Below are 25,942 nucleotides of genomic sequence, written 5' to 3' on the forward strand. Positions count from 1 at the left end.
TGTGAAAGGCGTATTCGGGCATTACGCGTGTTGCGAGTCCGAACATCCTATGTTAGACGGACCCCGAATTTCGGAAGAAGCAAGAGGCTTCTCTTGTGATTTCTGGGGGAAATCAAAACGAATTCAAGATCATAGGTTCGGCGCCCGCCGAGAGCCGGATTTTGGGTTGAAATCAGGGAAATTTGTGCCAGTGGCAGACACGTCCCAGCTTACATCTGGTGTTGCCGAGCGCTATGCCTCGTCGCTTTTCGATCTGGCGCTCGAGCAGGGCGCCGTCGACAGCGTAACCGCCGATCTTGACCGTTTCCAGGCCATGCTGGACGAGAGCGCCGATCTGAAGCGTTTCGTCGTAAGCCCGGTTTTCTCTGCCGAGGACCAGCTGAAGGCGATCGTCGCCATCAGCGAGAAGGCCGGAATCAGCGGCTTCTTCGCCAATTTCCTGAAGGTCGTGGCGCGCAACCGCCGCCTGTTTGCCCTGCCGGGCATGATCAAGGCCTTCCGCATCATCGCCGCGAACCATCGCGGTGAAATCTCCGCCGAGGTCACCTCGGCGCATGCGCTTTCGCAAGCGCAGGAAACCGAATTGAAGGTGGCACTCAAGAGCGTTACCGGCAAAGACGTGACGATTGCCGTCACGGTTGATCCGTCAATTCTTGGTGGTCTGATCGTCAAGGTCGGGTCCCGCCAGATTGATACGTCTCTTCGTACCAAACTCTCCACTCTTAAGCTCGCATTGAAAGAGGTTGGCTGATGGATATCCGCGCCGCGGAAATTTCCGCAATTCTCAAAGACCAGATCAAAAATTTCGGCAAAGAGGCAGAAGTCTCGGAAGTCGGCCAGGTTCTCTCCGTCGGTGACGGTATCGCCCGCGTCTACGGTCTGGACAATGTCCAGGCCGGTGAAATGGTCGAGTTCCCGGGCGGCATCCGCGGCATGGCGCTGAACCTCGAATCCGACAATGTCGGCGTCGTCATCTTCGGCTCCGACCGCGACATCAAGGAAGGCGACACCGTCAAGCGGACCGGCGCCATCGTCGACGTTCCGGTCGGTCCGGAACTGCTCGGCCGCGTCGTCGACGCGCTCGGCAACCCGATCGACGGCAAGGGCCCGATCAACGCGACGCGCCGCTCGCGCGTCGACGTCAAGGCTCCAGGCATCATTCCGCGCAAGTCGGTTCATGAGCCGATGTCGACCGGCCTCAAGGCCATCGATGCGCTCATCCCGGTCGGCCGCGGCCAGCGCGAACTGGTCATCGGTGACCGCCAGACCGGCAAGACCGCTATTCTTCTCGACGCCTTCCTCAACCAGAAGGCCATTCACGACAACGGTCCGGAAGGCGAAAAGCTTTACTGCGTCTACGTCGCCATCGGCCAGAAGCGTTCGACCGTCGCCCAGTTCGTCAAGGTGCTCGAAGAGCGCGGTGCGCTGAAGTATTCGATCATCGTTGCCGCCACCGCTTCCGATCCGGCGCCGATGCAGTATCTGGCACCGTTTGCCGGCTGCGCCATGGGTGAATATTTCCGCGACAACGGCATGCATGCGCTGATCGGTTACGACGACCTGTCGAAGCAGGCCGTGTCCTACCGCCAGATGTCGCTGCTGCTGCGCCGCCCGCCGGGCCGCGAAGCCTATCCGGGCGACGTTTTCTACCTGCATTCGCGCCTGCTCGAGCGCGCTGCGAAGATGAATGACGATCAGGGCGCCGGTTCGCTGACCGCTCTGCCGGTCATCGAAACGCAGGGCAACGACGTGTCGGCCTTCATTCCGACCAACGTGATCTCGATCACCGACGGCCAGATCTTCCTCGAAACCGACCTTTTCTACCAGGGTATCCGCCCGGCCGTGAACGTCGGTCTCTCGGTTTCCCGCGTCGGCTCGTCGGCGCAGATCAAGGCGATGAAGCAGGTTGCCGGTTCGATCAAGGGCGAGCTCGCCCAGTATCGCGAAATGGCCGCCTTCGCCCAGTTCGGTTCGGACCTTGACGCTGCGACGCAGCGCCTGCTGAACCGTGGCGCGCGCCTGACCGAACTCCTGAAGCAGCCGCAGTTCTCGCCGCTGAAGACGGAAGAGCAGGTCGCCGTGATCTTTGCCGGCGTCAACGGCTATCTCGACAAGCTGCCGGTTGCTTCGGTCGGCAAGTTCGAGCAGGGCTTCCTCTCGTATCTGCGTTCGGAAGGCTCCGCCATCCTCGACGCGATCCGCACGGAAAAGGCAATCAGCGACGATACCAGGGGCAAGCTCACCGCTGCTCTCGATAGCTTCGCAAAGTCTTTCTCGTAATCAGGCCCTAAGTTAGGACAGATCACGGATGCCTTCACTTAAGGATCTGAAAAACCGGATCGCCTCCGTCAAGGCGACGCAGAAGATCACCAAGGCGATGAAAATGGTCGCCGCGGCGAAGCTTCGGCGTGCGCAGGAGGCGGCCGAGGCCGCCCGGCCCTATTCGCAGCGCATGGGTGCGGTTCTGGCGAACATCGCCAAGGCAGTCACCGATGCAGATGGCGCGCCGACGCTGATGACCGGTACCGGTAAGGACCAGGTCCATCTGCTGGTGGTCTGCACCGCCGAACGCGGTCTTTGCGGTGGCTTCAATTCGCAGATTGCGCGGTTTGCCCGCGATCACGTCCGCAGGCTGATTGCCGAGGGCAAGACGGTGAAGATCTTCACCGTCGGCAAGAAGGGTTACGACATCCTTCGCCGCGAATATGCTTCGCTGATCGTCGAGCGCAAGGAACTGCGCGACGTCAAGCGCATCGGCTTCGAGAATGCCGACCAGATCGGCAAACGTCTCATCGAGATGTACGAGGCCGGCGAGTTCGACGTCTGCACGCTGTTCTACTCCGAGTTCAAATCGGTCATCTCGCAGATTCCGACGGCGCAGCAGCTTATCCCTGCCCAGGCTCCTGACGTTGTTGCCGAGGATGAAGCGCATGCCGGCGCCGTCTACGAATACGAGCCGGATCCGGCGTCGATCCTCGACGATCTGATCCCGCGCAACATCTCTGTCCAGGTCTTCCGCGCGCTCTTAGAGAACGTCGCCGGCGAAATGGGCGCCAAGATGAGCGCGATGGACAATGCGACGCGTAATGCCGGTGAGATGATCAATAAGCTGACGCTGAGCTACAACCGCCAGCGTCAGGCGCAGATCACCAAGGAACTCATTGAAATCATTTCGGGCGCGGAAGCGCTCTGAAGCTAGGAAAAGAGGGTCAGAAAATGGCTGAGGCAGCTACCCCCAAGACCGGCTCTGTCGGCAGAGTCACCCAGGTTATCGGCGCCGTCGTCGACGTTGCTTTCGAAGGCGAACTGCCGAAGATCCTGAACGCGCTGGAAACCACCAACAACGGCAACCGTCTGGTTCTCGAAGTTGCGCAGCACCTTGGCGAAAACGAAGTCCGCACCATCGCGATGGACTCGAGCGAAGGTCTCGTTCGCGGCCAGCAAGTCACAGACACCGGCGAACCGATCCTGGTCCCGGTCGGCAACGAGACGCTCGGCCGCATCATGAACGTCATCGGTGAGCCGGTCGACGAAGCCGGTCCGCTGGTCACCGCCCACAAGCGCGCCATCCATCAGGACGCACCTTCCTACGTCGAACAGTCGACGGAAGCGCAGATCCTGGTCACCGGTATCAAGGTCGTCGACCTTCTGGCACCCTATGCACGCGGCGGCAAGATCGGCCTGTTCGGCGGCGCCGGCGTCGGCAAGACCGTTCTGATCATGGAACTGATCAACAATGTCGCCAAGGCGCATGGTGGTTATTCGGTTTTCGCAGGCGTCGGTGAACGCACCCGCGAAGGCAACGATCTTTACCATGAAATGATCGAATCGAACGTCAACAAGCTTGGCGGCGGCGAAGGCTCGAAGGCAGCACTTGTTTACGGCCAGATGAACGAACCGCCGGGCGCCCGCGCCCGCGTCGCTCTGACCGGTCTGACGGTCGCCGAACATTTCCGCGATCAGGGCCAGGACGTTCTGTTCTTCGTCGACAACATCTTCCGCTTCACCCAGGCAGGTTCCGAAGTATCGGCTCTGCTCGGCCGCATCCCGTCGGCCGTCGGTTATCAGCCGACGCTCGCAACCGACATGGGCCAGATGCAGGAGCGCATCACCACGACGACAACAGGTTCGATCACCTCGGTCCAGGCCATTTACGTCCCGGCCGACGACTTGACCGACCCGGCGCCGGCAACCTCGTTCGCGCACCTTGACGCGACGACGGTTCTGTCGCGCTCGATCGCTGAAAAGGGCATCTACCCGGCCGTCGATCCGCTCGACTCGACCTCGCGCATGCTCGACCCGATGGTCGTCGGCGAAGAGCATTACGAAGTCGCTCGTAAGGTTCAGTCGACGCTGCAGCGCTACAAGGCTCTGCAGGACATCATCGCCATCCTGGGCATGGACGAACTGTCCGAAGAGGACAAGATTGCCGTCGCCCGCGCCCGCAAGATCGAGCGTTTCCTGTCGCAGCCGTTCTTCGTCGCCGAAGTCTTCACCGGCTCGCCGGGCAAGCTGGTTGCTCTCGAAGACACGATCAAGGGCTTCAAGGGCCTCGTCAACGGCGAATACGATCACCTGCCGGAGGCTGCCTTCTACATGGTCGGCTCGATGGAAGAAGCGATCGAAAAGGCCAAGAAGCTCGCAGCTGCTTGATGAGCGACGCGCTAGACGAGATATTCTGCTGCGATTCTCTGAAAGGGGTCGTGGCGGATCTCCCGGAACCAGCCGCACCGACCATCTATCGCGCAGATAACGGCGTGCTGATGATGGTGGTCGGTCTGGTCCAGAGCGAGGAAGGCCTCGGTTATCTCGACCAAGCGATAATGCACTGCCCGTTCTGCGGGACCCAATTGCAAGATGCGAAAGCCATAGCCGAGAAGGTAAGTCACTGATGGCTGACAATTTCAACTTTGAGCTCGTTTCGCCGGAGCGTCTGCTGCTGTCGGAGATGGTGACCGAGGTCGTCATTCCCGCGACTGAAGGCGAAATGACCGTCATGGCGCACCATGCGCCGACGATGACGACGGTCAAGCCCGGTGTCGTGAGCGTGCGTTCGGCCTCCGGCAAGAAGCAGGACTACGTCGTGTTCGGCGGCTTTGCCGATATTCTGCCGACCGGCTGCACATTGCTTGCCGAATCCGCCGTTCCGGTCGAGGAACTCCACAAGGACGAGTTGACCCGTCGGATTGAAGCTGCCCGCCTGGAGCTCGAACATGCCGAGCTGCACGAACACAAGTCGAAGCTCGAGCACTTCATCATGGAACTGACGCATCTGAGCGGCATCGTTCAACAGGACTGATCGCAATCGACTGCGATGATCAAAGGCGGCTGCAACAGCCGCCTTTTTTGCGTCCGTTGACCTGTCGGCAGGCGGACGGCAGCGCCATCGGGCTGCCTGTTGGCGAAAAACCGGCTAGGACCGTCGCATTATCAACGCGTCTCAGAAGCCGGTGCCGCCACGCAGCTCGATGACCAGTGTCTTCAATAAAATCTTCAAGTCGAGCAACAGGCTGAAATTCCGGACATAGTAGATATCGCAGGCGATGCGGGCGCGCGCTTGCAGCGGCCGCGCCGTCGGGCCGCGCCAGCCGCGTGTCTGCGCAAGGCCGGTAATGCCGGGGCGCATGATGTGGCGTTGGTGGTAGTCCGGCACCAGCTCCTCGTAAAGCCTGCCGGCAGCACGCATATTGATCGCATGGCAGCGCGGACCGACCAGCGACATCTCGCCGATAAGCACGTTGAAAAGCTGCGGCAGCTCGTCGATGTTGGTCCTTCGGAGGACCGCTCCGATGGAGGTCATCCGGCTGTCGCCCTTGACGGTCTGCTGAATGCCGCTCGGATCACAATCTTCGGCGCGCATCGAGCGGAACTTGAAGACCACGATCTTTCGGCCGTTCAGGCCCCAGCGGATCTGCCGAAAAAATACCGGACCGCCATCGTCGAGTTTGATGAAGAGCGCGATCGCCAGAAAAAATGGCGCCAGCACGGTGAGGGCGCTGACTGAGGCGACGATGTCGAACAGCCGCTTGACGCCCAGTCGCGTAGCCATCTTTCTGTCGACAGGCGAAAAGCTGTCCGGCTGGCGAATGTTGGAATTCGCGACAACCAGGGACCTGATTTTGTCCTGACGCTGAGACGGATCGAAGCGTGAATTCGTCTTCGAAGTATAAGCATTCATTACGCAAGGCCCACAAGTTTAGATGCGATACTGAACTGTAGGGAGACAGATACATCGTCATGTATCGTTTGTCATCGGTATAAATAAGAATCCCGTAATCATAAAGTAGCCAAAAATGGGAGTATTACGCCATTAACCTTAGCGCCTTAGTTGAAATGGTGGGAAATTTATACTTTGAAAGGAGTAGCCCGATTGGATGGGTTGGATGTCAGGCGGTTGCCGAGGTCGATCGCCGGTCTCTCCAGCAGGTGGTAGCTGAGGCTGGCGACGAGAAGGACCAGTGTGGCCGCCAGTCCGCAGGACTGCAGCCAGCCGGTGACGACATTTTCCGTGGACACGCCGAACGAGCCGGGGTCGAGCCTCTGGATCGATATCAGGATGATCTCCTGCCAGATATAGATGCCGAAGGAGATCTTGGCGATGTAGCGGACGGGCGCATTGTCGAGCAGCCTGCCCAGGTGCTGTGAATGACAGAGCGAAACCAGCGCCGTTGCGATCGCCAGGGGAAAGACCGGAAAGCCATAGGGCATGCCGAGCCAGCCGTAAGCTTCAGGGGTGCCGCCGGGCGATATGGCGAGGCGGTAGCCGGCAACGGCAAGGGCCAGCAGTGCTGCAGCATCGAACCAGAAGGTGGACCGTCTTCTCAGCATGCCCTCGACGCCGGCGGCGAACGCGCCGAGGGCGAAGATGGAAAAGAAGCCGATCGGATTAAATCTCGGCATCCACTCCTTCGCCCCGCCCTGGAGGCCGTAATCCCAGCCGCGTCCGATGTCGTCCAGCGGAAAGACGGTGAGGATCAGCAGATGGACGAGGAGTACGCCTGCGATGACGCAAAGCCAGGCGACGCGGGCAAGCAGTGGATGCCGCCTGAGAAGAGGCAAACGAAACAGCAGGAGAAAACAGATCGGCAGGAGCACATAGCTGGTGACCTCGAAGGGAATGGACCACAGCGGCCCGTCGGCTTCGACGGGAAACAATGTGCGCCAATGCCACTGGCTCATGAACATCAGCCCGGAGACGTAGCGAAGTGTCAACTCCGGCGTCAGCGGTAGGGCAAGCAGCGTCAGGCTGAGGGCGAAGCTGACGGTTGCGGCCACCCAGAAGCCCGGTGCGATGCGCGCCGCTCTGCGGATCGTGTAATGGCCAAGGCTCGGCATGTTGCCGCCCGCGTCGAGCGCGCGCCAGAAGGGATGGGCAAGAAGAAAGCCGCTGAGCACGAAGAAGATGGCGACGCCAAAATTGCCGAAGCGGAGGATGTTTGCGGCCGGCCCCAATTCGTCGGGAATTCTGCGCATATCCAGCCGGAGCGTCAGATGATGGGCAAGCACCAGAAGACAGGCCGTTGCGCGCAGAAAGTCGGCTCCGGCCAGTCGCTCCTGTTGTCGCATCTTGTCCTCGCCTTACAGCGCCGCGCGGTCCTAGAGCGGTTCAAGTTCTCACGGAAGCGCCGAACCGCTCTACCCTTTGTTTTTACGCAATCCCGGACGGAAAACCACGTCGCGCTTTTCCTGGGATTGCTCTAGCGATGCGCAAAGGCGCTGTAACACTTTGAATGCTGCATCATTTTTCTTATACCGATTCCGATTTAAGAAATCATGCAGTGCCCGAGGACTTTGCCGTGGAACGCCGCGGCGGGCAAGGTCGGGGCTGAGCTCAGTCCAGCAGTTCGTTGGTATAAAAGGTCGAAAAGTCCGGCTTGTCCTTGAGTGCGGCGCCATTCGCATCGACCAGAATGCCGTTCTCGACCAGGAAGCCGCCGATCGCATCGGCCTTTGTCGGATCGAGGGCGCCGATCACACCGGCCTCGGACTTCAAAAAGTGTCCTTCGATCAGTGCCGTCTGCGAAGCTTTCACCAATTCGGTATTCATCAGCGCGCCGTTGCTCTCTGATATCAGCAGCGCGCAGGCTTCGTCGGGATGATCGATGGAATAGGCATAACCTTTTCGCGTCGCCTGAATGAAGGCGCGGGCATTGTCCCGATTGGCCGAGAGATAGGTATCGCTGGAAACGATGACCGTGGTCTGCTCGTCTGGAATGCCATAGTCGGAATAGTGGAACCGGGCAATCTTCCGGTTTTCCAATTCGGCAGCAACGCCTTCCCAGGTATAGATCTCCAGGGTGAAGTCGATCGAGCCGTTGTCCAGCGCCTCGTAAGCGGAGGTGCCGAGGGTGACAGTCTTGACCTCGCCTTTGCCGCCATCATTGCGGATCATCGCAGAGACCAACGCGCTTTCCCACGTGCCGCCGAAGCCGCCATAGGTCTTGCCGTCGAGGTCCCTGGGGCTCTTGATGTCGTCGCGTCCGCCCTTGAAGATCAGCCGCGCTGTTTCGGTCTGGACGACGCCGTAGACCATTTTCACGTCGCCGCCGGCGGCGCGCTGCGTGATCGCCTCGATCTCGCTGCTGATACCGAAATCAGCGACACCGTTCGATACCAGCGTTCCGGCGCTGGTATCGGCAAAGGGAAGAATTTCGACATCGAGGCCAGCCGCGGCATAAAAGCCCTTCGCCTTGGCGACATAGATGCCGATATGGTTGGTGTTGGGCGTCCAGTCGAGTGCGATGCGAGCCTTTGCGGGCGCCGACTGGGCGAAGGCAGGCCGGCCGACAAGGCTTGCCGCGATGGCGGCGAAGATCGTCTGGCGACGGGTGAGAAGCAGCATTGTGACCTCCTCAGGTCTCTCGAGCATGGTGCCGAAATGCGTGAGCTGTTTTCGGCATCATGCTCTAACTCTTTAAATTCGAACAGGATTCCGATTTTAGGCCGATCGGCCTAAAATCATCCTGTTCCAGCGGATGAAGCAGGGTTTGCAGGATTTCGGTTTCGATCGCCTGGGCCGCCGGCGAGCCGAGATCGGCAAGGCTTCTCGGGCGGGGCAGGGGAACGCGGAATTCACGGATGATACGCGCCGGGCGGGCCGAAAGCATGTAGATGCGGTCCGAGAGGAACACGGCCTCGCGAACATCATGGGTGATCAGCAGCGCCGTCCAGCGGTGTTCCGTCCACATGCCCTGCAGCCATTCCTGGATCTGCGTGCGCGTCAGCGCGTCGAGCGCGCCGAACGGTTCGTCGAGCAGCAGCATGTCCTGGGTCTGGACGACGGTGCGCAGCAGGGCGGCGCGCTGGCGCATGCCGCCTGACAGTTCGGAGGGATAATGGTGTTCGAAGCCGGCAAGACCGAAGCTTTCGAACAGGGGCGCCACAGCATTGCGGGCAGCCCGTCGGCCCATGCCCCGCACCTCGAGGCCAAGTGCCGCATTGTCGATGATCCGGCGCCAGGGCATCAGCGCATCGCGCTGTGGCATGAAGGCGAAGGCATGGGGTGCCTGTTCCAGTGGCGTGCCGTTGAAAAGCAGTGCGCCGGAATCGGGACGAAGTGCCTGCGTCAGCAGTCGCAGCACCGTCGATTTTCCGGAGCCGGACGGGCCGACGATCGAGACGAATTCGCCGTCTGCGACGTTGAGCGAAATATCGCCCAGCACCTGCATGCCGTCGAAGGATTTCGAGATATTGCGCAGTTCAACCATTCTGTCGCTCATCGGCGCCGCTCCCCGGATGGTTGCCAGGGCATCAGCAGGCGCTGGATCAATAGCGTCAGCCCGAACAGGCAGAGGGTGAGCACCGCGCTGACGAGGACGGCGGCGAGCACGAGATCGGGACGGAAATTGTTCTTGGCGTTGAGAATGTAGATGCCGAGGCCGCGGGCGGCGCCGGCATATTCGGCAAATATCGCGCCGACGACGGCATAGGTGATCGAGATCCTCAGGCCGGCGAAGAAATAGGGCAGCGCGGAGGGAAGCCGTGCCAGGCGGAAAATGCGCCAGCGGCTCGCCTTCATCGAATGCAGCAATTCGGCGATGTCGCGGTCGGTCGATTCATAGCCCTGCAGCAGGGCGACGAGCAGCGGGAAGAAGGTAACGAGCGCCACCAGCAGAATCTTCGGTAGGAGGCCGAAACCGAACCAGAGGACGACGAGCGGTGCGATCGCCACTAGCGGCAGGGTCTGGCTGGCGATGAAGATCGGCAGCAATGCCCGGCGCATGAAGGGCATGAAATCCATCAGGATCGATGCGACGAAGGCGAAGGCCAGCGACAGCGCGAAGCCGCCGAGTGTGGCGCCGAGCGTCGGCCAGGTATTTGCGATCAACGCCTCGCGGTTCAGCCAGCCCTGGGTGACGATGCGCGAAGGCGCCGGCAGGATGGACGGTTTGATCCCGGAAAGATCGACATAGAGTTCCCATGCCGCCAAAAAGGCGCAGCCTGCGAGCAAGGCGGGTATGCCCCGGGTGAGAGCGGCGCCGAGCGCGGCGAGGCGGGAAGGTTGCGACGGTGTCATCAGCGCTCGATTTCAGGATATATGGTCGGTCTCGATGCGCAGCCGGTCGCGATAGGGATCGGGCGCCGTGACGGCATCGCGGATGATGCCGACGAAATTGCCGGACATCGGATAGAGTGACACTTGTGCGCCTGAGACCATCTGAACCTCGCTCCGCTGGCATTACCCAGATCAGCTTTGAAGGGTCCAGAGGTTTGCGCCTCACATCTCAGCCCCGGCGATACGGAGCTCCCCTGTTATTTCGGCGGAAACTATCACCCGGCTTTTCTTCCGGCAACCGCAAAATTGCCAACCGGTCCGCGTGGTCGGAAGGGACCCAATGTCAGGGAAACACCCGAGCGGGATCCCGCTCGGGTGGTCCTCGGCGGTCCCGTACCTGCCGGGAACGGGACGACAGCTTGCTGCCTCAGGCGGCAATATCGGCATAAGGTGCGAGCGCCCGATTGGGCTTTACGATTGCTGGAGCAAGAGATATAAAACCTCAACCAATATTGAGGTCAAGAGGCAATGGATAGGATTCCTGCAACTCCGCTCGGCAAGCTGCTGACGGTCGGCGAGGTGGCGGAACGCAGCGGCATTGCGGTCTCGGCGCTGCATTTTTACGAGACCAGGGGGTTGGTCTCGAGCATTCGCACCCGCGGCAACCAGCGCCGTTATGGGCGTGATGTGCTTCGCCGGCTCGGGATCATCAAGGTGGCGCAGCGGGTTGGCATTCCGCTTGCCGAAATCCAGGCGGCGTTCGAATCTCTGCCGCAGGGGCGCACGCCGACGGCCGCCGATTGGCAGACGCTGTCGGCGCGCTGGAAGGACGATCTCGACGCGCGAATCAGCCGGCTCAGCCTGCTGCGCGACCGCCTGACCGGCTGCATCGGCTGCGGTTGCCTGTCGGTCGATAGCTGTCCGCTGCGCAATCCCGGCGACCGGCTCGGCAAGGAAGGGCCGGGGGCGCGGCTGCTGGAGACCGAAAGCTAAGCAAGGGGTTTAGACGAGCTCCCGCGGAAAGATCGATACGCTCCTTTCTTTCGGCCGGCGCGCTCATATGTTAAGGGCGAGTGCTGCAACCGGCGGCACTGGCCGCTAGAACAGGATGATTTTAGGCCGTGTCGGCCTCAAATCTGAATCCTGTTCCAAATTCTAGAGCCAGAGCATGACGTCGTCCGAAAACCGCTCACACTTTTCGGCGTCATGCTCTAAGAGGACGGCTTCGTGTTTCATCCCAGACTGTTCGAAAATCGCAATGTCGTCGTCACCGGCGCCGGCCGCGGCATCGGCCTCGAAGTCGCTCGGCAGTTCCTGGATTGCGGCGCCAAGGTGATCGTCCATACCGGGCGCAAGCCGGGGCGGGACCTGCCGGATTTCCTGCTGACGGCTGAATCGGAAAGACGGGCGCTGCTGCTGCATGCCGATTTCTCCGCCGCCGGCGGGGCGGCGCAATTTGCCGAAGATGTTCTCGGTTTCTTCGACAGGGTCGATGTGCTCGTCAACAATGCCGGCACCATGCTTGGCCGTTTTCCCGCTGCCACGCTGACCGACGCGGAGTACGAGGCGGTCATACGGTTGAACCAGACGTCGGTGGTGGCGCTGACGCGCGCATTGCTGCCGGCATTGAAGGCGGCCGAGGGTGCTGCCGTCGTCAACACCGTATCGATCTCGGCGCTGACCGGCGGCAGCCCCGGCTCCTCGATCTATTCGGCCTCGAAAGCCTTCGTTGCGACCTATTCCAAGGCGCTTGCCCGCGAGCTTGCCCCGGATGGCATCCGCGTCAACTGCGTCTCGCCGGGAACGATCGAGACGGATTTCCACGAGCGCTATTCCTCCCGAGAAAAGCTGGAGCAAACCCGGAAATCCATCCCCCTGCAGCGGCTCGGCACGGCGGAGGATTGCGCTCCCGCCTATCTGTTCCTGGCGGCTCCCTTACTATCGGGATACATTACCGGCCAGGTGATCGAGATCAATGGCGGACAGCTTATCTGCTGATTTGTTTGGACCTTTTTTGGCATTTCATCACTATTGACCAATTCGCTTGTGCGAATATGCTATTGTGCTGATTGACTACACTTTCTCCCTTCCGAGATATCGAATGCCGTTGCCTAAACCGGAGCCGGGGATGACCGGCCAGGACTTGCACATACTCGCTGGAAAAGCCCATGAAGCGAGCGATCTGCTGAAGGCTTTGGCGCATCACACCCGCCTTCTGATCCTCTGCATACTGGCGAAACAGGAGCGGACGGTCGGTGAAATCGAAAATATTCTCGGCATACAGCAGGCGATGGTTTCGCAGCAGCTTGCGCGTTTGAGGCTCGAAGGCCTGGTCAATACGCGCCGCCAGGGCAGGCTGGTTTATTACAGTATCGGCAATGTCAGCGTGCTTGCCTTCCTCGAATCACTGTTCGAGCTTTTTCCGATTGTCGAAAGCTATTGAAACCCGCCGCGCAAAAGTGAGCGGCGGTTTTGAGATAACGACACGCGAAAAAACATTTAAAAGTGCGACAAGCGAATCTGAAAGATCGCGACGCGCTTCAGCGACCGCCCTTGCGGAGCACGGCTGCTACGTCGAAGATGAGGCCGGACGCGAAATGTCGCGGGAGACCGGATGATCGACAAGCTGGAATTCTTCATCACCCTCGCCAATGAAAAGCATTTCGGCCGCGCCGCCGAGGAGTGCGGGATCTCGCAACCAACGCTGTCGGCCGCCATCCGGCAGCTCGAAGATCAATTGGGGGTCATGCTGGTGCAGCGCGGCTCGCGGTTCCAGGGGCTGACGCCGGAGGGGCAGCGCGTGCTGGAATGGGCCCGGCGCATCGTCGGCGATGCCCGAACCATGCGCGAGGAGATGCGCGCCGCCCGCCGCGGCCTTTCCGGCCACATTCGCCTTGCCGCCATTCCGACGGCGCTCGCCATGCTTTCGCGCATCACCACGCCCTTTCAGGAACGGCATCCCGGCGTCACCTTTTCGATCGTCTCGCGCAATTCGCTGCAGGTGCTGAGCATGCTGGAAAACCTCGAAATCGATGCCGGCATCACCTATCTCGAAAACGAGCCGCTCGGCCGTGTCACCAGCGTTCCGCTCTATGCCGAGCGCTATCATCTGATCACCGCTGCAGGCAGCCCGCTGTCCGATCGCGACAATGTGACCTGGAAGGAAGTCGGTGATCTTCGGCTTTGTCTATTGACCGCCGACATGCAGAACCGCCGCATCATCAACCGGCATCTGACGGAAGCGGGCGCCACGGTCCATCCGACGCTCGAGTCCAATTCGATGATCGTGCTGTTTTCGCATGTCAGGACCGGACGCTGGGCGAGCATCATGCCGCGCAACGTCGCGAAATCCTTTGGTTTTCCGGTGGAAATCCGGATGATCCCGATCGTCGAGCCGGAGGCGCATCATCTGGTCGGCCTTGTCGCGCCTTATCGCGAGCCCTTCACTCCGCTCGTCTCGGCCTTGCTGCATGAAGCCAGAGTGCTCGTTCGAGATGAAGAACTTTGATAGGAAAAACCTATCAACCGACGTGATAGCGTTATTGATCGCTAGCGGCTTCCCTGAGATGCTGCCCACGGAATAGCACTTGGGCTGGGGAGGCCGCCATTCCGCAACGAGCAAGCCGTCGGGAGGGCTGCCTTATGACCATTCATATCGCCGAAGGCGATATCACAGCGCGCACTCGTGCCATCATCGCCGATCTTCGCTTCCGCGAAGGGCCGCTGCTTCCCATTCTGCACGAAGTTCAGGAAGAATTCGGCTATGTGCCGCCGGAAGCTCTCCCTGTGATTGCCGAAGAATTGAACCTCTCCCGCGCCGAGGTCCATGGCGTGGTGACTTTCTATCACGATTACCGCGACCACCCGCCCGGCCGGCATGTGCTGAAGCTCTGTCGTGCCGAGGCCTGCCAGTCGATGGGCGGCGATGCGGTGGCCGAGCGCGTCAAGGCGCTGCTCGGCATCGACTTTCACCAGACGACGCTCGACGGCAGCGTGACGCTGGAGCCGGTCTACTGTCTCGGGCTCTGCGCCTGCGCTCCGTCGGCGATGCTCGACGGCGAGGTCTATGGCCGGATCGACGAGCAGCTGGCGGCCGAACTCGTTACGGAGGCCCGCCGATGACAGTCAGGATTTATGTTCCGCGCGATGCCGCTGCGCTGGCGCTCGGGGCCGAAAAGGTGGCAAAGGCGATTACCCAGGAGATCGCCGCCCGCGGCCTCGATGCCGAGATCGTGCGCAACGGCTCGCGCGGAATGTTCTGGCTGGAACCGCTGGTCGAAATCGAGGTGGCCAGCAAGCGCATCGGCTACGGACCGGTGAAAGCCAAGGATGTAGCTGCGCTGTTCGAGGCAGGATTGATGAGCGGCGGGGAACACCCACTCTGTCTCGGGGAGGTTGAAGACCTCCCGTTCCTGAAAGAACAGACCCGCCTGACTTTCGCCCGCTGCGGCGTCATCGATCCGCTCTCGCTGGCCGATTACGAAGCGCATGGCGGCCTTGCCGGCCTTCGCCGCGCCGTTTCGATGACATCTGCCGAAGTGGTCAAGGAAGTCACCGATTCCGGCTTGCGCGGCCGCGGCGGTGCGGGCTTCCCCACAGGCATCAAGTGGAAGACCGTTCTCGATGCCGGCGGCGACCGCAAATATATCGTTTGCAATGCCGATGAGGGCGACAGCGGCACCTTTGCCGACCGGATGATCATGGAGGGCGATCCCTTCGTGCTGATCGAGGGCATGGCGATCGCGGGCCTCGCCACCGGCGCCACGAAGGGTTTCGTCTATACGCGCTCGGAATATCCGCATGCGATCGCTGTAATGACCGAAGCCGTCGGCATCGCTCGGCAGGCCGGCATCCTCGGCCTGTCGGTGCTCGGCTCCGGCCGCGCCTTCGATATCGAGGTGCGCACCGGCGCCGGCGCCTATGTCTGCGGCGAGGAAACGGCTCTGCTGAACAGCCTAGAAGGCAAGCGCGGCGTCGTGCGCGCCAAGCCGCCGCTGCCGGCGCATAAGGGACTGTTCGACTGTCCGACCGTCATCAACAACGTGATCTCGCTTGCCTCCGTCCCGGTGATCATGGAGAAAGGCGCCGCCTTCTACCGCGATTTCGGCATGGGCCGCTCGCGCGGCACCATTCCGCTGCAGATCGCCGGCAATGTCCGATATGGGGGGCTTTACGAAACAGCCTTCGGTCTTTCGCTCGGCGATATCGTCGACAGGATCGGCGGCGGCACGGCGACGGGACGGCCTGTCAAGGCCGTGCAAGTCGGCGGGCCGCTCGGCGCCTATTTCCCGAGAGCGCTGTTCGATACGCCGTTCGATTATGAAGCTTTCGCGGCGAAGGATGGACTCATCGGTCACGCCGGCATCGTCGTCTTCGACGACACCGCCGATATGCTGAAGCAGGCGCGTTTCGCCATGGAATTCTGCGCCGTCGAAAGCTGCGGCAAGTGCACGCCCTGCCGCATCGGCTCGACACGCGGCGTCGAGACAGCTGACAAGATCGCCCATGGCATCGAGCCGGAGAAAAACCGGGCGCTGCTCACCGATCTCTGCAACACGATGAAGTTCGGATCGCTCTGCGCGCTCGGCGGCTTCACGCCCTATCCGGTCATGAGCGCCATGACGCATTTCCCGGAAGATTTTTCGCCGGCACCGATCGCGGAGGCGGCGGAATGATGACTTTCTACGTGCCAGCCCCCCTCTGGCCTGCCGGCCATCTCCCCCACAGGTGGGGAGATTGGCTGGGCGCGCTGGTTTCCCCAAACAATTCCCGTAGCGCGGTGAAACGCCAAAACTGGAGGTGTGAGCCGCTTGTGATCTCCCCACTTGTGGGGGACCTCGAACGCCGCCCTGACTTGTTCAATTCTATTTCCATACAGGAGGCCGACCATGTCTCTCATCCATGAAATCGACTACGGCACTCCCGCTTCGACATCCGAAACCATGGTGACGCTCACCATCGATGGGCAACAGATCAGCGTGCCGGAAGGCACGTCGATCATGCGCGCCTCGATGGAGGCCGGCATCACGGTGCCGAAGCTCTGCGCCAGCGACATGATCGACGCCTTCGGCTCCTGCCGACTCTGCCTTGTCGAGATCGAGGGCCGCAATGGTACGCCGGCCTCCTGCACGACGCCGGTGGCGGCCAATATGGTGGTGCACACGCAGACGGGACGGCTGAAAGATATCCGCCGCGGCGTGATGGAACTCTATATTTCCGACCATCCGCTCGACTGTCTGACCTGTGCCGCCAATGGCGATTGCGAATTGCAGGATATGGCGGGCGCCGTCGGTCTGCGCGATGTGCGCTACGGCTATGATGGCGATAACCACGTCAGGGCGCGCAACAACGGCGACATCAATTTGCAATGGATGCCGAAGGACGAGTCCAATCCCTATTTCACCTTTGATTCTTCCAAGTGCATCGTCTGTTCGCGCTGTGTGCGGGCCTGCGAGGAAGTCCAGGGCACTTTCGCGCTGACGATCGAGGGGCGTGGTTTCGGCTCTCGCGTTTCAGCGGGTGCGCACGAAAGTTTCATCGATTCCGAATGTGTCTCCTGCGGCGCCTGCGTCCAGGCTTGCCCGACGGCGACGCTGACGGAGAAGTCGGTGATAGAGATCGGCCAGCCCGAGCACTCGGCCGTTACCACCTGCGCCTATTGCGGCGTCGGCTGTTCCTTCAAGGCGGAAATGCGTGGCGAGGAGCTGGTGCGTATGGTGCCTTGGAAGGACGGCCAGGCCAATCGCGGCCATTCCTGCGTCAAGGGCCGCTTTGCTTACGGTTACTCCACCCACAAGGACCGCATTCTCAACCCGATGATCCGTGAAAAGGTCAGCGATCCCTGGCGCGAGGTGAGCTGGGACGAGGCCTTCGCACATGTTGCATCGGAGTTTCGTCGCATCCAGTATCAATATGGCCGCGAGGCGGTCGGCGGCATCACCTCGTCGCGCTGCACCAACGAAGAAACCTACCTGGTGCAGAAGCTGGTCCGTGCCGGCTTCGGCAACAACAATGTCGATACCTGCGCCCGCGTCTGTCATTCGCCGACCGGCTATGGCCTCGGCCAGACGTTCGGCACCTCGGCCGGCACGCAGAATTTCGACAGCGTCGAACAATCCGATGTCGTCGTCATCATCGGCGCCAATCCGACCGACGGGCATCCGGTGTTCGCCTCGCGGCTGAAGAAGCGGCTGCGTCAGGGCGCCAAACTCATCGTCATCGATCCGCGCCGCACCGATATCGTCCGGTCGCCGCATATCGAGGCCTCCTACCACCTGCCGCTGAAGCCCGGCACCAACGTCGCCGTCATGACGGCGCTGGCGCATGTGCTTGTCACCGAAGGGCTCTATGACGAGCGCTTCATCCGTGAGCGCTGCGACTGGTCGGAATTCGAGGATTGGGCCGCCTTCGTCGCCGAACCGGCGCACAGTCCGGAGCAGACCGAGGTATTCACCGGCGTGCCGGCGGCGGATCTGCGCGGCGCGGCACGGCTTTATGCCAAGGGCGGCAACGGCGCGATTTACTACGGCCTCGGCGTCACCGAACACAGCCAGGGCTCGACCACGGTCATCGCGATCGCTAATCTGGCGATGGCGACCGGCAATATAGGTCGTCCGGGCGTCGGCGTGAACCCGTTGCGCGGCCAGAACAATGTGCAGGGCTCCTGCGACATGGGATCCTTCCCGCACGAGCTGCCAGGCTACCGGCACATTTCCGACGATGCGACTCGTGACATCTTCGAAAGGCTCTGGGGCGTGAAGCTCGACAACGAGCCGGGCCTGCGCATTCCGAACATGCTGGATGCGGCGGTCGACGGCTCCTTCAAGGGTCTCTACGTCCAGGGTGAGGACATTCTCCAGTCCGACCCCGATACCAAACATGTCGCGGCCGGGCTGGCGGCGATGGAATGCGTCGTCGTGCAGGACCTGTTCCTCAACGAGACCGCCAATTACGCCCATGTCTTCCTGCCGGGCTCGACCTTCCTCGAGAAGGACGGCACCTTCACCAATGCCGAACGCCGTATCAACCGCGTGCGCAAGGTCATGTCGCCGCGCAACGGCTATGGTGACTGGGAGGTGACGCAGAAGCTTGCCCAGGCGATGGGGCTTAATTGGAATTATGCCCATCCGTCGGAGATCATGGACGAGATCGCCATGACGACGCCAAGTTTCGCGCTTGTTTCCTACGACTATCTCGACCAGATTGGCTCGGTGCAGTGGCCCTGCAACGAAAAGAACCCGCTCGGCTCGCCGATCATGCATGTCAACGGTTTCGTGCGCGGCAAGGGCAAGTTCATCCGGACCGAATATGTGGCGACCGACGAGCGCACCGGCCCGCGCTTTCCTCTGCTGCTCACCACCGGCCGAATCCTCAGCCAGTACAATGTCGGGGCGCAGACGCGCCGGACCGAGAATGTCGCCTGGCATGCGGAGGACCGGCTGGAAATCCATGCGCACGACGCCGAACAGCGCGGCATTCGCGACGGCGACTGGGTGAAGCTCGTCAGCCGCTCCGGCGACACGACGCTGAGGGCGCTGATCACCGATCGCGTGGCGCCGGGCGTCGTTTACACGACCTTCCATCATCCGAATACGCAGGCGAACGTCATCACCACCGACTTTTCCGACTGGGCGACGAACTGCCCGGAATACAAGGTGACGGCGGTGCAGGTCTCGCCTTCCAACGGGCCGAGCGACTGGCAGATGGAATATGACGAGCAGGCACGACAATCGCGCCGCATCGCCGGCAAACTCGAAGCAGCGGAGTGAGGATGGGGAAACGGTCCGGCTTTGTCGACGAGGCCTCCCCTTCTCCCCTTCGGCCCCCCGCTGGGGAGAGGGGGGAGCGCGCATTCATCACCACCGCCCGTGCCCCCGAAACCGCCCGCCGCAACGGCCTCATGCACAGCGGCTCTCGTATCGTGCCGGAGGAAGTGCCGATCGCCTTTTCTTATGGCGGCAGTTCGCATGCGGTGATGATGGCGACGCCCGCCGATCTCGAGGATTTTGCCGTCGGCTTCAGTCTGACCGAAGGCATCATCACCGGGCGGGCGGAGATATCAGGCATTGAGATCCTCGAGGGTGAGCAGGGCATCGACGTGCAGGTCAGTCTCGTCGATGACGTCGCCGACCGGCTGCGGGCGCGCCGCCGCAGCATGGCGGGGCCGGTCGGTTGCGGGCTTTGCGGCATCGAATCGATCGAACAGGCGGTCCGGCCCGTGCCGGATGTCTCGGCATCGCCGCTGGGGCTATCGCACGCGGATATCGTTCGGGCCGTTTCGCTTCTGAACGAGGCGCAGCCGCTGCATCGCGAGACGCGGGCGGTGCATGGCGCCGCCTTTTATCTTCCCGGCAGGGAACTGTTTGCCGTGCGCGAAGATGTCGGCCGGCACAATGCGCTGGACAAGCTCTGCGGCGCCGTCATTGGCGCCGGCGAAAGCGGCGGACATGGCGCCGTCGTCGTTACCAGTCGGTTGTCTGTCGAGATGGTGCAGAAGACGGCGATCCTTGGCAGCCCGGTGCTGATCGCCATTTCAGCGCCGACGGCTCTGGCCATCCGCACGGCCGAAGCGGCCGGCATGACGCTCGTCGCGCTGGTGCGCGGCGAGGATTTCGAGATTTTCACCCACCCGCACCGCATCTTGCCTGGAAGCATCGCCGATGTCGCATGATACCAAGTCCAAGCTCGTCTATATGGCAAACCAGATCGCCACTTTCTTCAAAAGCCAGCCGGCAAGCGAGGCCGTGGAGGGGGTTGCCAATCATATCAATAAATTCTGGGAGCCGCGCATGCGGCGGCAATTGTTCGAAATCCTCGAGACGGAGGAAAACGGCCTGGATGCGCTCGTGCTCCAGGCCGCTCCCATGATCCGCAAACCTGCGGCGGAGGCTAACCAAGTCCGGTAATTACGATCGACGCATGCGGGAGGAGGCGGCAGTTCGCTGCCTGCGCTAGTTCGTCGGCGCCGTCCACGGCCGGCTGCTGACGGCTTGGGCAACGGCCGGCATCGTCGGACCTGTCGTCGTCAACTATACCCGCGAAGCACAGATTGCCGCCGGCGTTGTGCCCGGACCGAGCCTCTACACCGGCACGATGTATATCCTCGCTGGAATGTTGGCCCTCGGGCTGGTTGCCAACGCGCTGATCAGGCCGTTATCGGACAAGTGGTTCATGTCCGATGACGAGGTCGCCGCGCTGCAGGCAAAGTCGGCGGCCGCCAATGCCGGACCGACGGGTTCCTTCGGCATCGGCACCGGCGGGCTGGACGCCAAGGCGGTGCTTGCCTGGGCCGTCGTCGGCATTCCGTACGTTGAAGGCGACCTTCGCGCTGTTCGGCTGACATATAGAAAGCGCGCCGCATGAACCTCATGCGGCGCGCCTATCCCTGTTTTGTGCCTGTTGTTATTTTAAAACGCTGTCGGCTTTATGCCGGGAACGGAGGACAGGGTCAGAACTCCTCCCAGCTTTTGGCGCCAGCTGCGGTCGCGCCATGCGCCCTTGCCACCCGCGAAACGAGATGCAGCGCCGGCGAGCCCTGTTTTACGTCGTGCCTGCCAGGGCTCTGGACTTCGCCCGGAAGGCGGAACCGCGACAGGAGGACACGCAACGTTTCGGCTTCCGTCGCAAGCTTGTGACTGGCGGCGGTACTTTCCTCGACCATTGCGGCATTCTGCTGGGTTGCCTGATCCAGCGAATTGACCGCCTGGTTGATCTCCTTGAGGCCGGTTGCCTGTTCCCTCGATGCTTCGACGATCGCGACGACATTGCCGTTGATATCGCCAACCTGAGCGACAATCTCCTCGAGTGCCTTGCCGGTCTGGCCGACGAGGCCGACGCCGTTCTTGACGAGCTCACTCGAGGTGTTGATCAGCGCCTTGATCTCCTTGGCGGCCTTGGCGGAGCGCTGAGCGAGTTCGCGAACCTCCTGGGCGACGACCGCGAAGCCCTTGCCGGCTTCACCGGCGCGCGCCGCCTCGACGCCGGCATTCAGCGCCAGCAGGTTGGTCTGGAAGGCAATGTCGTCGATGACGCCGATGATGTTGGTGATTTCGCGTGAAGATTGTTCGATCTGATCCATGGCCGCGACGGCATTGCGGACGACCGTGCCGGATTGTTCGGCACCTTGTTTGGTCTTGGCGACAAGGCGGCCTGCTTCGTCGGCGCGACGGCTGGAATCGTTGACCGTGGTGGTGATCTCTTCCAGCGCTGCTGCCGTCTCCTCCACGGATGCAGCCTGTTGTTCCGTTCGCTTGGAGAAGGAGTCGGCCGATGCACCGATCTCGCGCGAGCCGGCGGCGATCGCGCCGCCATTCTCGCCGATCGTCTTCATCGTCTCAGCAAGGCCTTGAATGGTAGTGTTGAAATCGTGGCGCAACTGCTCCATCGAGGGGACGAAGGGGGTATCTACCGTCTTCGTCAGATCGCCCTCCGAGAGAAGGCGCAGCGCACCGCCGAGTTGGGAAATTGCGCTCATCCGCTGGGTGACGTCGGTCGCAAACTTGACGACCTTGTAGACCTTGCCGTCGGCATCGACGATCGGATTATAAGCTGCCTGGATCCAGATTTCGCGCCCGCCCTTGCCGAAACGGACAAATTCGTTGGCGATGAATTCACCATCGGCAAGACGGCGCCAGAAGTTGCCGTATTCCTCGGTGCGGATATGGGCCGGGTCGCAGAAGATGCTGTGATGTTTGCCGGCGATTTCGGCCAGCGAATATCCCATGGCCTGGCAGAAATTCTCGTTCGCTGTCAGGATTTCACCCTTCGGAGTGAATTCGATCACCGCCTGCGAGCGCGAGATCGCCTCCAGCTTGCCCGCATCTTCGACCGCCTGCTTCTTCGCCGCCGTGATATCGGCGGCGAATTTCACCACCTTGAATGGCTTTCCACCTTTTGTAACGGGGTTGTAGGACGCCTGGATCCATATTTCCCTGCTGCCCTTGGCAAGACGCTTATAGGCGCCGGCATCATATTCGCCGCGTCCGAGCCGCGCCCAGAAGGCGCGATATTCAGGCGTTGCCGTATAGGCCGGCTCGCAGAACATACTGTGGTGCTTGCCGATGATCTCGTTCAAGCGATAACCAAGCGCGTTGCAGAAATTCTCGTTCGCCGTGAGAATATTGCCGCTGAGATCGAATTCGATGATCGCCTGCGATTTGGAGATGGCGTCGAGAATATATTTCGAATCGGAGGTGAGACCAAGCATTTCTGTCCCTTTGAGATGCACAGCGTCTGCTGTTTGGCTGGAGAAGCGAGAGGGCGGACGAGGTATGCCGGTGCCGGGAAGAAACAATATTCGCTTATCGTTCCGTCTGCGCCGGATTTGCCATCCGTATGCTTCCTGACGATGCTGAGGGAGCGTGGTTAATATTACGTATAAAAGCTAATGCTAATAATATGGTAGTGATACAGCAAGTTTGGCGAAGACGGCAATAAAAAACCGCCCCGGTAGGGCGGCTTTCAAGTTACGAATGATAACGGCCTTTCAGGCCGCCAGTTCATCCGTCTCGTTTTCCTTGAACATCTTGGCGAGGTTCAGGAAGCAGATCATGCCATTTTCCGATGCGATGATGCCTTCGCAATAGGCGCGATCGAAGGAGGCGGTCACTTCGGGCACCGGCTGGACCTGGCTGGACGAAATGGTGAGAATATCCGAAACGCGGTCGACGAGCATGCCGATGACCATGCTGTGCACTTCGGCGACGACAATGGCGCTGCGTTCATTGGCGACCGTGCTCTTCATGCCGAGCTTATAGGCAAGGTCGATAATCGGGATGACCGAGCCGCGCAGGTTCATGACGCCGATAACATCGGCCGGCGCATGCGGGATCGGCGTCGACGGCGCCCAGCCGCGGATTTCGCGGATGGTCGTCGTCTTGACGCAGAATTCCTGATCATGCAGGCGGAAGGCAATGATCTCGAGCGTATCGCCGCTGAAGCTAGTGGAATTGATCGTGGTCATAGAATTCTTCCCAACTGTCGTAAGCCAGGGCAGAAGCGGGCGCGCCACCATTGGCGCGGACGAGCTTTGCCTTCACACCACGCGATGGCTTTGCGCTCGGCCAAGCATCGTTACGGTTATCGACGACATTAACGGAAGAGTGTTGCCCAAATCTAAATCGGCAACCGGATTTGCGAAGGTTTGGTCCTCGATTGACCTCAGCTTATGGTCTTTTCGATCTGAGAGACCGCCCAATCGACCTGCTCCCTCGTGATCACCAGCGGCGGAGCGAGGCGAATCGTATGGTCGTGCGTATCCTTGGCGAGCAGGCCGCGTTCCTTCAGCGCATGACAATATTGCCGCGCGCCGCCGGCTTCGGGTTCCAGTTCGACAGCCATCATCAGGCCGCGGCCGCGCACGTCCTTGACGATGTTCGAGCGGATCGACCTGAGGCCTTCGAGAAAATAGTCGCCCATGACAGCGGCATTCTCGATCATGCCCTCTTCCGTCAGCACCTTGAGTGCTGCGCGCGCCACCGCGCAGGCGAGCGGATTGCCGCCAAAGGTCGAGCCGTGCTGGCCGGGCTTCAGCACCCCCAGTACCGCGGAATTGGAAAGCACTGCCGAGACGGGATAGAAGCCGCCGGACAACGCTTTGCCGATCAGTGTCACATCGGCCTCGATGCCTTCGTGCTCCTCGGCCAGCAGCTTGCCGGTGCGGCCGAGGCCGGTCTGGATTTCGTCGAGGATGAGGGTGACGTTGCTATCGGTGCAGAGCTCGCGGATGCGGGTGAAATATCCTGCCGGCGGGATGATGACGCCGGCTTCCCCCTGGATCGGCTCGATCAGCGCGGCGACCGTATTGCCATTGATGGCGGACTCGAAGGCCTCGGCATCGCCGAAGGGAATGGTGCGGAAGCCCGAAGTGTAGGGGCCGAAGCCGGTGCGGGCGTCGGGATCGGTGGAGAAACTGATGATGCTCAGCGTCCGGCCGTGGAAATTGTCAGCGCAGACGATGATCTCGGCCTGGCCTTCCGGCACGCCCTTGACCTCGTATCCCCATTTGCGCACCGCCTTGATGGCGGTCTCCACCGCTTCGGCGCCGGAATTCATCGGCAGGATCTTGTGCGAGCCGGTGAGCGCCGCAAGTTCTTCGTAGAGATAAGCGAGCTGGTCGTTGCGGAAGGCGCGGGAGGTGAGCGTTAGCCTGCCCGCCTGCTCGACCATGGCAGCGAGGATTTTCGGGTGACAATGGCCCTGGTTGACGGCGGAATAGGCCGAGAGGCAATCAAGATAACGATTGCCGTCGGTATCCCAGACATGAACACCTTCGCCGCGCGTCAGAACAACGTCGAGCGGCTTGTAGTTGTTGGCGCCGAGACGCTGTTCGGTGGCGATCAGTTTTTCCGAAGTGTTCATGTTTCTTCCCCTCTAGATCATGGCCGAAAAATGTGAGTTCCAGGCGGCGCGTGCCTTTTAAGCCGCACGTGTCGGGCGATCGAAGATGCGGCGGCCGAACAGGCTTGCCGTCAGTTCCACCAGGACGCGGGCGCTCTTGCCGCGATCGTCGAGAAACGGATTGAGTTCGACGAGATCGAGCGACGAAACGAGGCCGCTGTCGGACAGCATTTCCATCACCAGATGCGCCTCGCGGAAGGTCGCGCCGCCGGGCACCGTCGTGCCGACGCCGGGGGCAATTTCGGGATCGAGAAAATCGAGATCGAGGCTGACATGCAGCAGGCCGTTCGCCCTGGCGACGGCATCGAGGATCTCCCGCATGATGGCGCCGATGCCCTGCTCGTCGATCGCGCGCATATCAAAGACGTTGACGCCGTGTTCGTGAATTTCCTCGCGCTCACGCGCATCGACCGAACGGATGCCGACCTGGAAGACATTCTTCGGGTCGACGAAGGGACGATCCTTCGGCAGGATCTCAGCGAACTCCGCCTCGCCGCAGAAGAAGGCGACGGGCATGCCGTGAATATTGCCGGAGGGCGAGGTGGCGGGAGAGTTGAAATCGGCATGGGCATCGAGCCAGAGCACGAAAAGCGGTCGGCCTTTGCCGGCGGCATAACGGGCCATGCCGGAGACGCTGCCCATGGAAAGACTGTGGTCGCCGCCGAGAATCAGCGGGAAGCGGCCGGAGGCGGCGACGTCGTGGACGCTGCTTTCGAGCGCACGGGTGAAGGCGCCGACGATTCTCAGATTGTGAGCTTTCGGATGGTTTGGCAGGTCCATCGCCGGCACGATCCTGAGATCGCCGATATCGGCGACGTCATGGCCGAGCTCGATCAGCGTCTGGTCGACGCCGGCGATGCGCAGGGCCGCAGGCCCCATGGCAGCGCCCCTGCGGCCGGAGCCTTCTTCCAGCGGCGCGCCGATGAGGGTGACAGATCGCGATTGGGCATTCATTCGAAGGGCTCCGTGTTGAGGCCTGTTTGGGCCGATAGTGGGATAAAGCGCTGACGGCAAAAAGATGGAAAAGTGTCAGAAATGGATTATGATTGC

At 61.2% G+C, this 25,942-nt stretch carries 24 protein-coding genes, 2 pseudogenes and 1 riboswitch; of the genes and pseudogenes, 16 read left to right on the forward strand and 10 right to left on the reverse strand.

The window, feature by feature from the left end; genetic code table 11:
• Nucleotides 1-184 precede the first annotated feature (184 nt).
• From ATY29_RS26285 to ATY29_RS26310, 6 genes are read left to right on the forward strand one after another with little or no spacing between them, the layout of a single operon-like run.
• The gene (locus ATY29_RS26285) at nucleotides 185-751 is read left to right on the forward strand and encodes a F0F1 ATP synthase subunit delta (protein WP_003567204.1); all 567 of its coding nucleotides are present in this window, start codon (nucleotides 185-187) and stop codon (nucleotides 749-751) included.
• Nucleotides 751-2,280, forward strand: coding sequence for a F0F1 ATP synthase subunit alpha (gene atpA / locus ATY29_RS26290; RefSeq protein ID WP_003567202.1), 1,530 nt, complete (start codon nucleotides 751-753; stop codon nucleotides 2,278-2,280). Before ATY29_RS26285 ends, atpA begins: the two co-directional genes overlap by 1 nt.
• Nucleotides 2,281-2,308: 28 nt before the next feature.
• Complete coding sequence (locus ATY29_RS26295; protein WP_003567200.1) at nucleotides 2,309-3,193, forward strand: F0F1 ATP synthase subunit gamma; 885 nt, start codon at nucleotides 2,309-2,311, stop codon at nucleotides 3,191-3,193.
• 23 nt (nucleotides 3,194-3,216) lie between these two features.
• The gene (gene atpD / locus ATY29_RS26300) at nucleotides 3,217-4,653 is read left to right on the forward strand and encodes a F0F1 ATP synthase subunit beta (protein WP_003567198.1); all 1,437 of its coding nucleotides are present in this window, start codon (nucleotides 3,217-3,219) and stop codon (nucleotides 4,651-4,653) included.
• Entirely contained in the window at nucleotides 4,653-4,892 is a 240-nt protein-coding gene (locus ATY29_RS26305; protein ID WP_003567196.1) for a hypothetical protein, read from the forward strand. The genes atpD and ATY29_RS26305 overlap by 1 nt, the downstream gene beginning before the upstream one ends.
• Nucleotides 4,892-5,299, forward strand: a complete 408-nt coding sequence (locus tag ATY29_RS26310; protein ID WP_003567194.1) for a F0F1 ATP synthase subunit epsilon — start codon at nucleotides 4,892-4,894, stop codon at nucleotides 5,297-5,299. Before ATY29_RS26305 ends, ATY29_RS26310 begins: the two co-directional genes overlap by 1 nt.
• A 141-nt stretch (nucleotides 5,300-5,440) precedes the next feature.
• On the opposite strand, the gene ATY29_RS26315 is transcribed toward ATY29_RS26310, so the two are convergent.
• From ATY29_RS26315 to ATY29_RS26340, 6 genes and pseudogenes are all read right to left on the reverse strand, one after another.
• The gene (locus ATY29_RS26315; protein ID WP_003567193.1) at nucleotides 5,441-6,178 is read right to left on the reverse strand and encodes a sugar transferase; all 738 of its coding nucleotides are present in this window, start codon (nucleotides 6,176-6,178) and stop codon (nucleotides 5,441-5,443) included.
• 167 nt (nucleotides 6,179-6,345) lie between these two features.
• Nucleotides 6,346-7,566, reverse strand: a complete 1,221-nt coding sequence (locus ATY29_RS26320) for an acyltransferase family protein (protein WP_097533305.1) — start codon at nucleotides 7,564-7,566, stop codon at nucleotides 6,346-6,348.
• Between the two features lie 265 nt (nucleotides 7,567-7,831).
• On the reverse strand, nucleotides 7,832-8,842 hold the full coding sequence (locus tag ATY29_RS26325; RefSeq protein ID WP_097533307.1) for an ABC transporter substrate-binding protein: 1,011 nt from the start codon (nucleotides 8,840-8,842) through the stop codon (nucleotides 7,832-7,834).
• A gap of 64 nt (nucleotides 8,843-8,906) precedes the next feature.
• Nucleotides 8,907-9,719 carry an ABC transporter ATP-binding protein gene (locus tag ATY29_RS26330; protein ID WP_097533309.1) on the reverse strand — a complete coding sequence of 271 codons (813 nt, stop codon included), beginning with the start codon at nucleotides 9,717-9,719 and terminating at the stop codon, nucleotides 8,907-8,909.
• Nucleotides 9,716-10,516, reverse strand: a complete 801-nt coding sequence (locus tag ATY29_RS26335) for an ABC transporter permease (protein WP_025417224.1) — start codon at nucleotides 10,514-10,516, stop codon at nucleotides 9,716-9,718. The genes ATY29_RS26330 and ATY29_RS26335 overlap by 4 nt, the downstream gene beginning before the upstream one ends.
• Before the next feature lie 15 nt (nucleotides 10,517-10,531).
• Nucleotides 10,532-10,657, reverse strand: a pseudogene (locus tag ATY29_RS26340) (YkoF family thiamine/hydroxymethylpyrimidine-binding protein); the annotation flags it as partial.
• Nucleotides 10,648-10,761: riboswitch (TPP riboswitch) on the reverse strand. Its footprint overlaps the pseudogene before it by 10 nt.
• A 262-nt stretch (nucleotides 10,762-11,023) precedes the next feature.
• On the opposite strand from ATY29_RS26340, the gene soxR reads away from it, so the two are divergent.
• The 10 genes and pseudogenes from soxR to ATY29_RS26395 all read left to right on the forward strand — a co-directional run.
• Entirely contained in the window at nucleotides 11,024-11,488 is a 465-nt protein-coding gene (soxR, locus tag ATY29_RS26345) for a redox-sensitive transcriptional activator SoxR (RefSeq protein WP_003567182.1), read from the forward strand.
• A gap of 234 nt (nucleotides 11,489-11,722) precedes the next feature.
• Complete coding sequence (locus ATY29_RS26350; protein WP_003567180.1) at nucleotides 11,723-12,493, forward strand: SDR family NAD(P)-dependent oxidoreductase; 771 nt, start codon at nucleotides 11,723-11,725, stop codon at nucleotides 12,491-12,493.
• A gap of 103 nt (nucleotides 12,494-12,596) precedes the next feature.
• Nucleotides 12,597-12,938 carry an ArsR/SmtB family transcription factor gene (locus ATY29_RS26355; RefSeq protein ID WP_003567178.1) on the forward strand — a complete coding sequence of 114 codons (342 nt, stop codon included), beginning with the start codon at nucleotides 12,597-12,599 and terminating at the stop codon, nucleotides 12,936-12,938.
• A 171-nt stretch (nucleotides 12,939-13,109) separates the two neighbouring features.
• Entirely contained in the window at nucleotides 13,110-14,003 is an 894-nt protein-coding gene (locus tag ATY29_RS26360) for a LysR family transcriptional regulator (RefSeq protein ID WP_003567175.1), read from the forward strand.
• A gap of 134 nt (nucleotides 14,004-14,137) precedes the next feature.
• The gene (locus ATY29_RS26365) at nucleotides 14,138-14,617 is read left to right on the forward strand and encodes a formate dehydrogenase subunit gamma (RefSeq protein WP_025417223.1); all 480 of its coding nucleotides are present in this window, start codon (nucleotides 14,138-14,140) and stop codon (nucleotides 14,615-14,617) included.
• Nucleotides 14,614-16,170 (forward strand): formate dehydrogenase beta subunit, encoded by a 1,557-nt coding sequence (locus ATY29_RS26370; RefSeq protein WP_097533311.1) that lies wholly within the window; start codon nucleotides 14,614-14,616, stop codon nucleotides 16,168-16,170. Before ATY29_RS26365 ends, ATY29_RS26370 begins: the two co-directional genes overlap by 4 nt.
• Before the next feature lie 213 nt (nucleotides 16,171-16,383).
• The gene (fdhF, locus tag ATY29_RS26380; RefSeq protein WP_097533313.1) at nucleotides 16,384-19,263 is read left to right on the forward strand and encodes a formate dehydrogenase subunit alpha; all 2,880 of its coding nucleotides are present in this window, start codon (nucleotides 16,384-16,386) and stop codon (nucleotides 19,261-19,263) included.
• A 131-nt stretch (nucleotides 19,264-19,394) separates the two neighbouring features.
• Nucleotides 19,395-20,165: a formate dehydrogenase accessory sulfurtransferase FdhD gene (fdhD, locus tag ATY29_RS26385; RefSeq protein ID WP_244597454.1), complete on the forward strand. Its 771-nt coding sequence runs from the start codon at nucleotides 19,395-19,397 to the stop codon at nucleotides 20,163-20,165.
• Nucleotides 20,155-20,400, forward strand: coding sequence for a formate dehydrogenase subunit delta (locus ATY29_RS26390; protein WP_003567166.1), 246 nt, complete (start codon nucleotides 20,155-20,157; stop codon nucleotides 20,398-20,400). The genes fdhD and ATY29_RS26390 overlap by 11 nt, the downstream gene beginning before the upstream one ends.
• A 49-nt stretch (nucleotides 20,401-20,449) precedes the next feature.
• Nucleotides 20,450-20,857: pseudogene (locus tag ATY29_RS26395) on the forward strand (MFS transporter); the annotation flags it as partial.
• An 85-nt stretch (nucleotides 20,858-20,942) separates the two neighbouring features.
• Here the strand turns inward: ATY29_RS26395 and ATY29_RS26400 are convergent.
• The 4 genes from ATY29_RS26400 to rocF form a co-directional block, all read right to left on the reverse strand.
• Nucleotides 20,943-22,700, reverse strand: a complete 1,758-nt coding sequence (locus ATY29_RS26400) for a methyl-accepting chemotaxis protein (protein WP_003567164.1) — start codon at nucleotides 22,698-22,700, stop codon at nucleotides 20,943-20,945.
• 279 nt (nucleotides 22,701-22,979) lie between these two features.
• Entirely contained in the window at nucleotides 22,980-23,456 is a 477-nt protein-coding gene (locus ATY29_RS26405; RefSeq protein ID WP_003567163.1) for a chemotaxis protein CheW, read from the reverse strand.
• 197 nt (nucleotides 23,457-23,653) lie between these two features.
• Entirely contained in the window at nucleotides 23,654-24,853 is a 1,200-nt protein-coding gene (gene rocD, locus ATY29_RS26415; protein ID WP_097533317.1) for an ornithine--oxo-acid transaminase, read from the reverse strand.
• A 57-nt stretch (nucleotides 24,854-24,910) separates the two neighbouring features.
• Nucleotides 24,911-25,846: an arginase gene (gene rocF, locus ATY29_RS26420; RefSeq protein ID WP_025417219.1), complete on the reverse strand. Its 936-nt coding sequence runs from the start codon at nucleotides 25,844-25,846 to the stop codon at nucleotides 24,911-24,913.
• Nucleotides 25,847-25,942: the final 96 nt, after the last annotated feature.

It is taken from the genome of Rhizobium hidalgonense (assembly GCF_002914525.1).
Lineage (GTDB): Bacteria > Pseudomonadota > Alphaproteobacteria > Rhizobiales > Rhizobiaceae > Rhizobium > Rhizobium hidalgonense.

Coding starts and splice junctions, on each gene's coding strand:
- ATY29_RS26305 (WP_003567196.1), top strand. CDS start 4,653: ATGAGCGACGCGCTAGACGAGATATTCTGCTGCGATTCTCTGAAAGGG.
- ATY29_RS26355 (WP_003567178.1), top strand. CDS start 12,597: ATGCCGTTGCCTAAACCGGAGCCGGGGATGACCGGCCAGGACTTGCAC.
- ATY29_RS26325 (WP_097533307.1), bottom strand. CDS start 8,842: ATGCTGCTTCTCACCCGTCGCCAGACGATCTTCGCCGCCATCGCGGCA.
- soxR (WP_003567182.1), top strand. CDS start 11,024: ATGGATAGGATTCCTGCAACTCCGCTCGGCAAGCTGCTGACGGTCGGC.
- atpA (WP_003567202.1), top strand. CDS start 751: ATGGATATCCGCGCCGCGGAAATTTCCGCAATTCTCAAAGACCAGATC.
- ATY29_RS26360 (WP_003567175.1), top strand. CDS start 13,110: ATGATCGACAAGCTGGAATTCTTCATCACCCTCGCCAATGAAAAGCAT.
- ATY29_RS26365 (WP_025417223.1), top strand. CDS start 14,138: ATGACCATTCATATCGCCGAAGGCGATATCACAGCGCGCACTCGTGCC.
- rocF (WP_025417219.1), bottom strand. CDS start 25,846: ATGAATGCCCAATCGCGATCTGTCACCCTCATCGGCGCGCCGCTGGAA.
- fdhD (WP_244597454.1), top strand. CDS start 19,395: ATGCACAGCGGCTCTCGTATCGTGCCGGAGGAAGTGCCGATCGCCTTT.
- ATY29_RS26315 (WP_003567193.1), bottom strand. CDS start 6,178: ATGAATGCTTATACTTCGAAGACGAATTCACGCTTCGATCCGTCTCAG.
- ATY29_RS26295 (WP_003567200.1), top strand. CDS start 2,309: ATGCCTTCACTTAAGGATCTGAAAAACCGGATCGCCTCCGTCAAGGCG.
- ATY29_RS26320 (WP_097533305.1), bottom strand. CDS start 7,566: ATGCGACAACAGGAGCGACTGGCCGGAGCCGACTTTCTGCGCGCAACG.
- ATY29_RS26390 (WP_003567166.1), top strand. CDS start 20,155: ATGTCGCATGATACCAAGTCCAAGCTCGTCTATATGGCAAACCAGATC.
- rocD (WP_097533317.1), bottom strand. CDS start 24,853: ATGAACACTTCGGAAAAACTGATCGCCACCGAACAGCGTCTCGGCGCC.
- atpD (WP_003567198.1), top strand. CDS start 3,217: ATGGCTGAGGCAGCTACCCCCAAGACCGGCTCTGTCGGCAGAGTCACC.
- ATY29_RS26405 (WP_003567163.1), bottom strand. CDS start 23,456: ATGACCACGATCAATTCCACTAGCTTCAGCGGCGATACGCTCGAGATC.
- ATY29_RS26335 (WP_025417224.1), bottom strand. CDS start 10,516: ATGACACCGTCGCAACCTTCCCGCCTCGCCGCGCTCGGCGCCGCTCTC.
- ATY29_RS26400 (WP_003567164.1), bottom strand. CDS start 22,700: ATGCTTGGTCTCACCTCCGATTCGAAATATATTCTCGACGCCATCTCC.
- ATY29_RS26310 (WP_003567194.1), top strand. CDS start 4,892: ATGGCTGACAATTTCAACTTTGAGCTCGTTTCGCCGGAGCGTCTGCTG.
- ATY29_RS26370 (WP_097533311.1), top strand. CDS start 14,614: ATGACAGTCAGGATTTATGTTCCGCGCGATGCCGCTGCGCTGGCGCTC.
- ATY29_RS26330 (WP_097533309.1), bottom strand. CDS start 9,719: ATGAGCGACAGAATGGTTGAACTGCGCAATATCTCGAAATCCTTCGAC.
- fdhF (WP_097533313.1), top strand. CDS start 16,384: ATGTCTCTCATCCATGAAATCGACTACGGCACTCCCGCTTCGACATCC.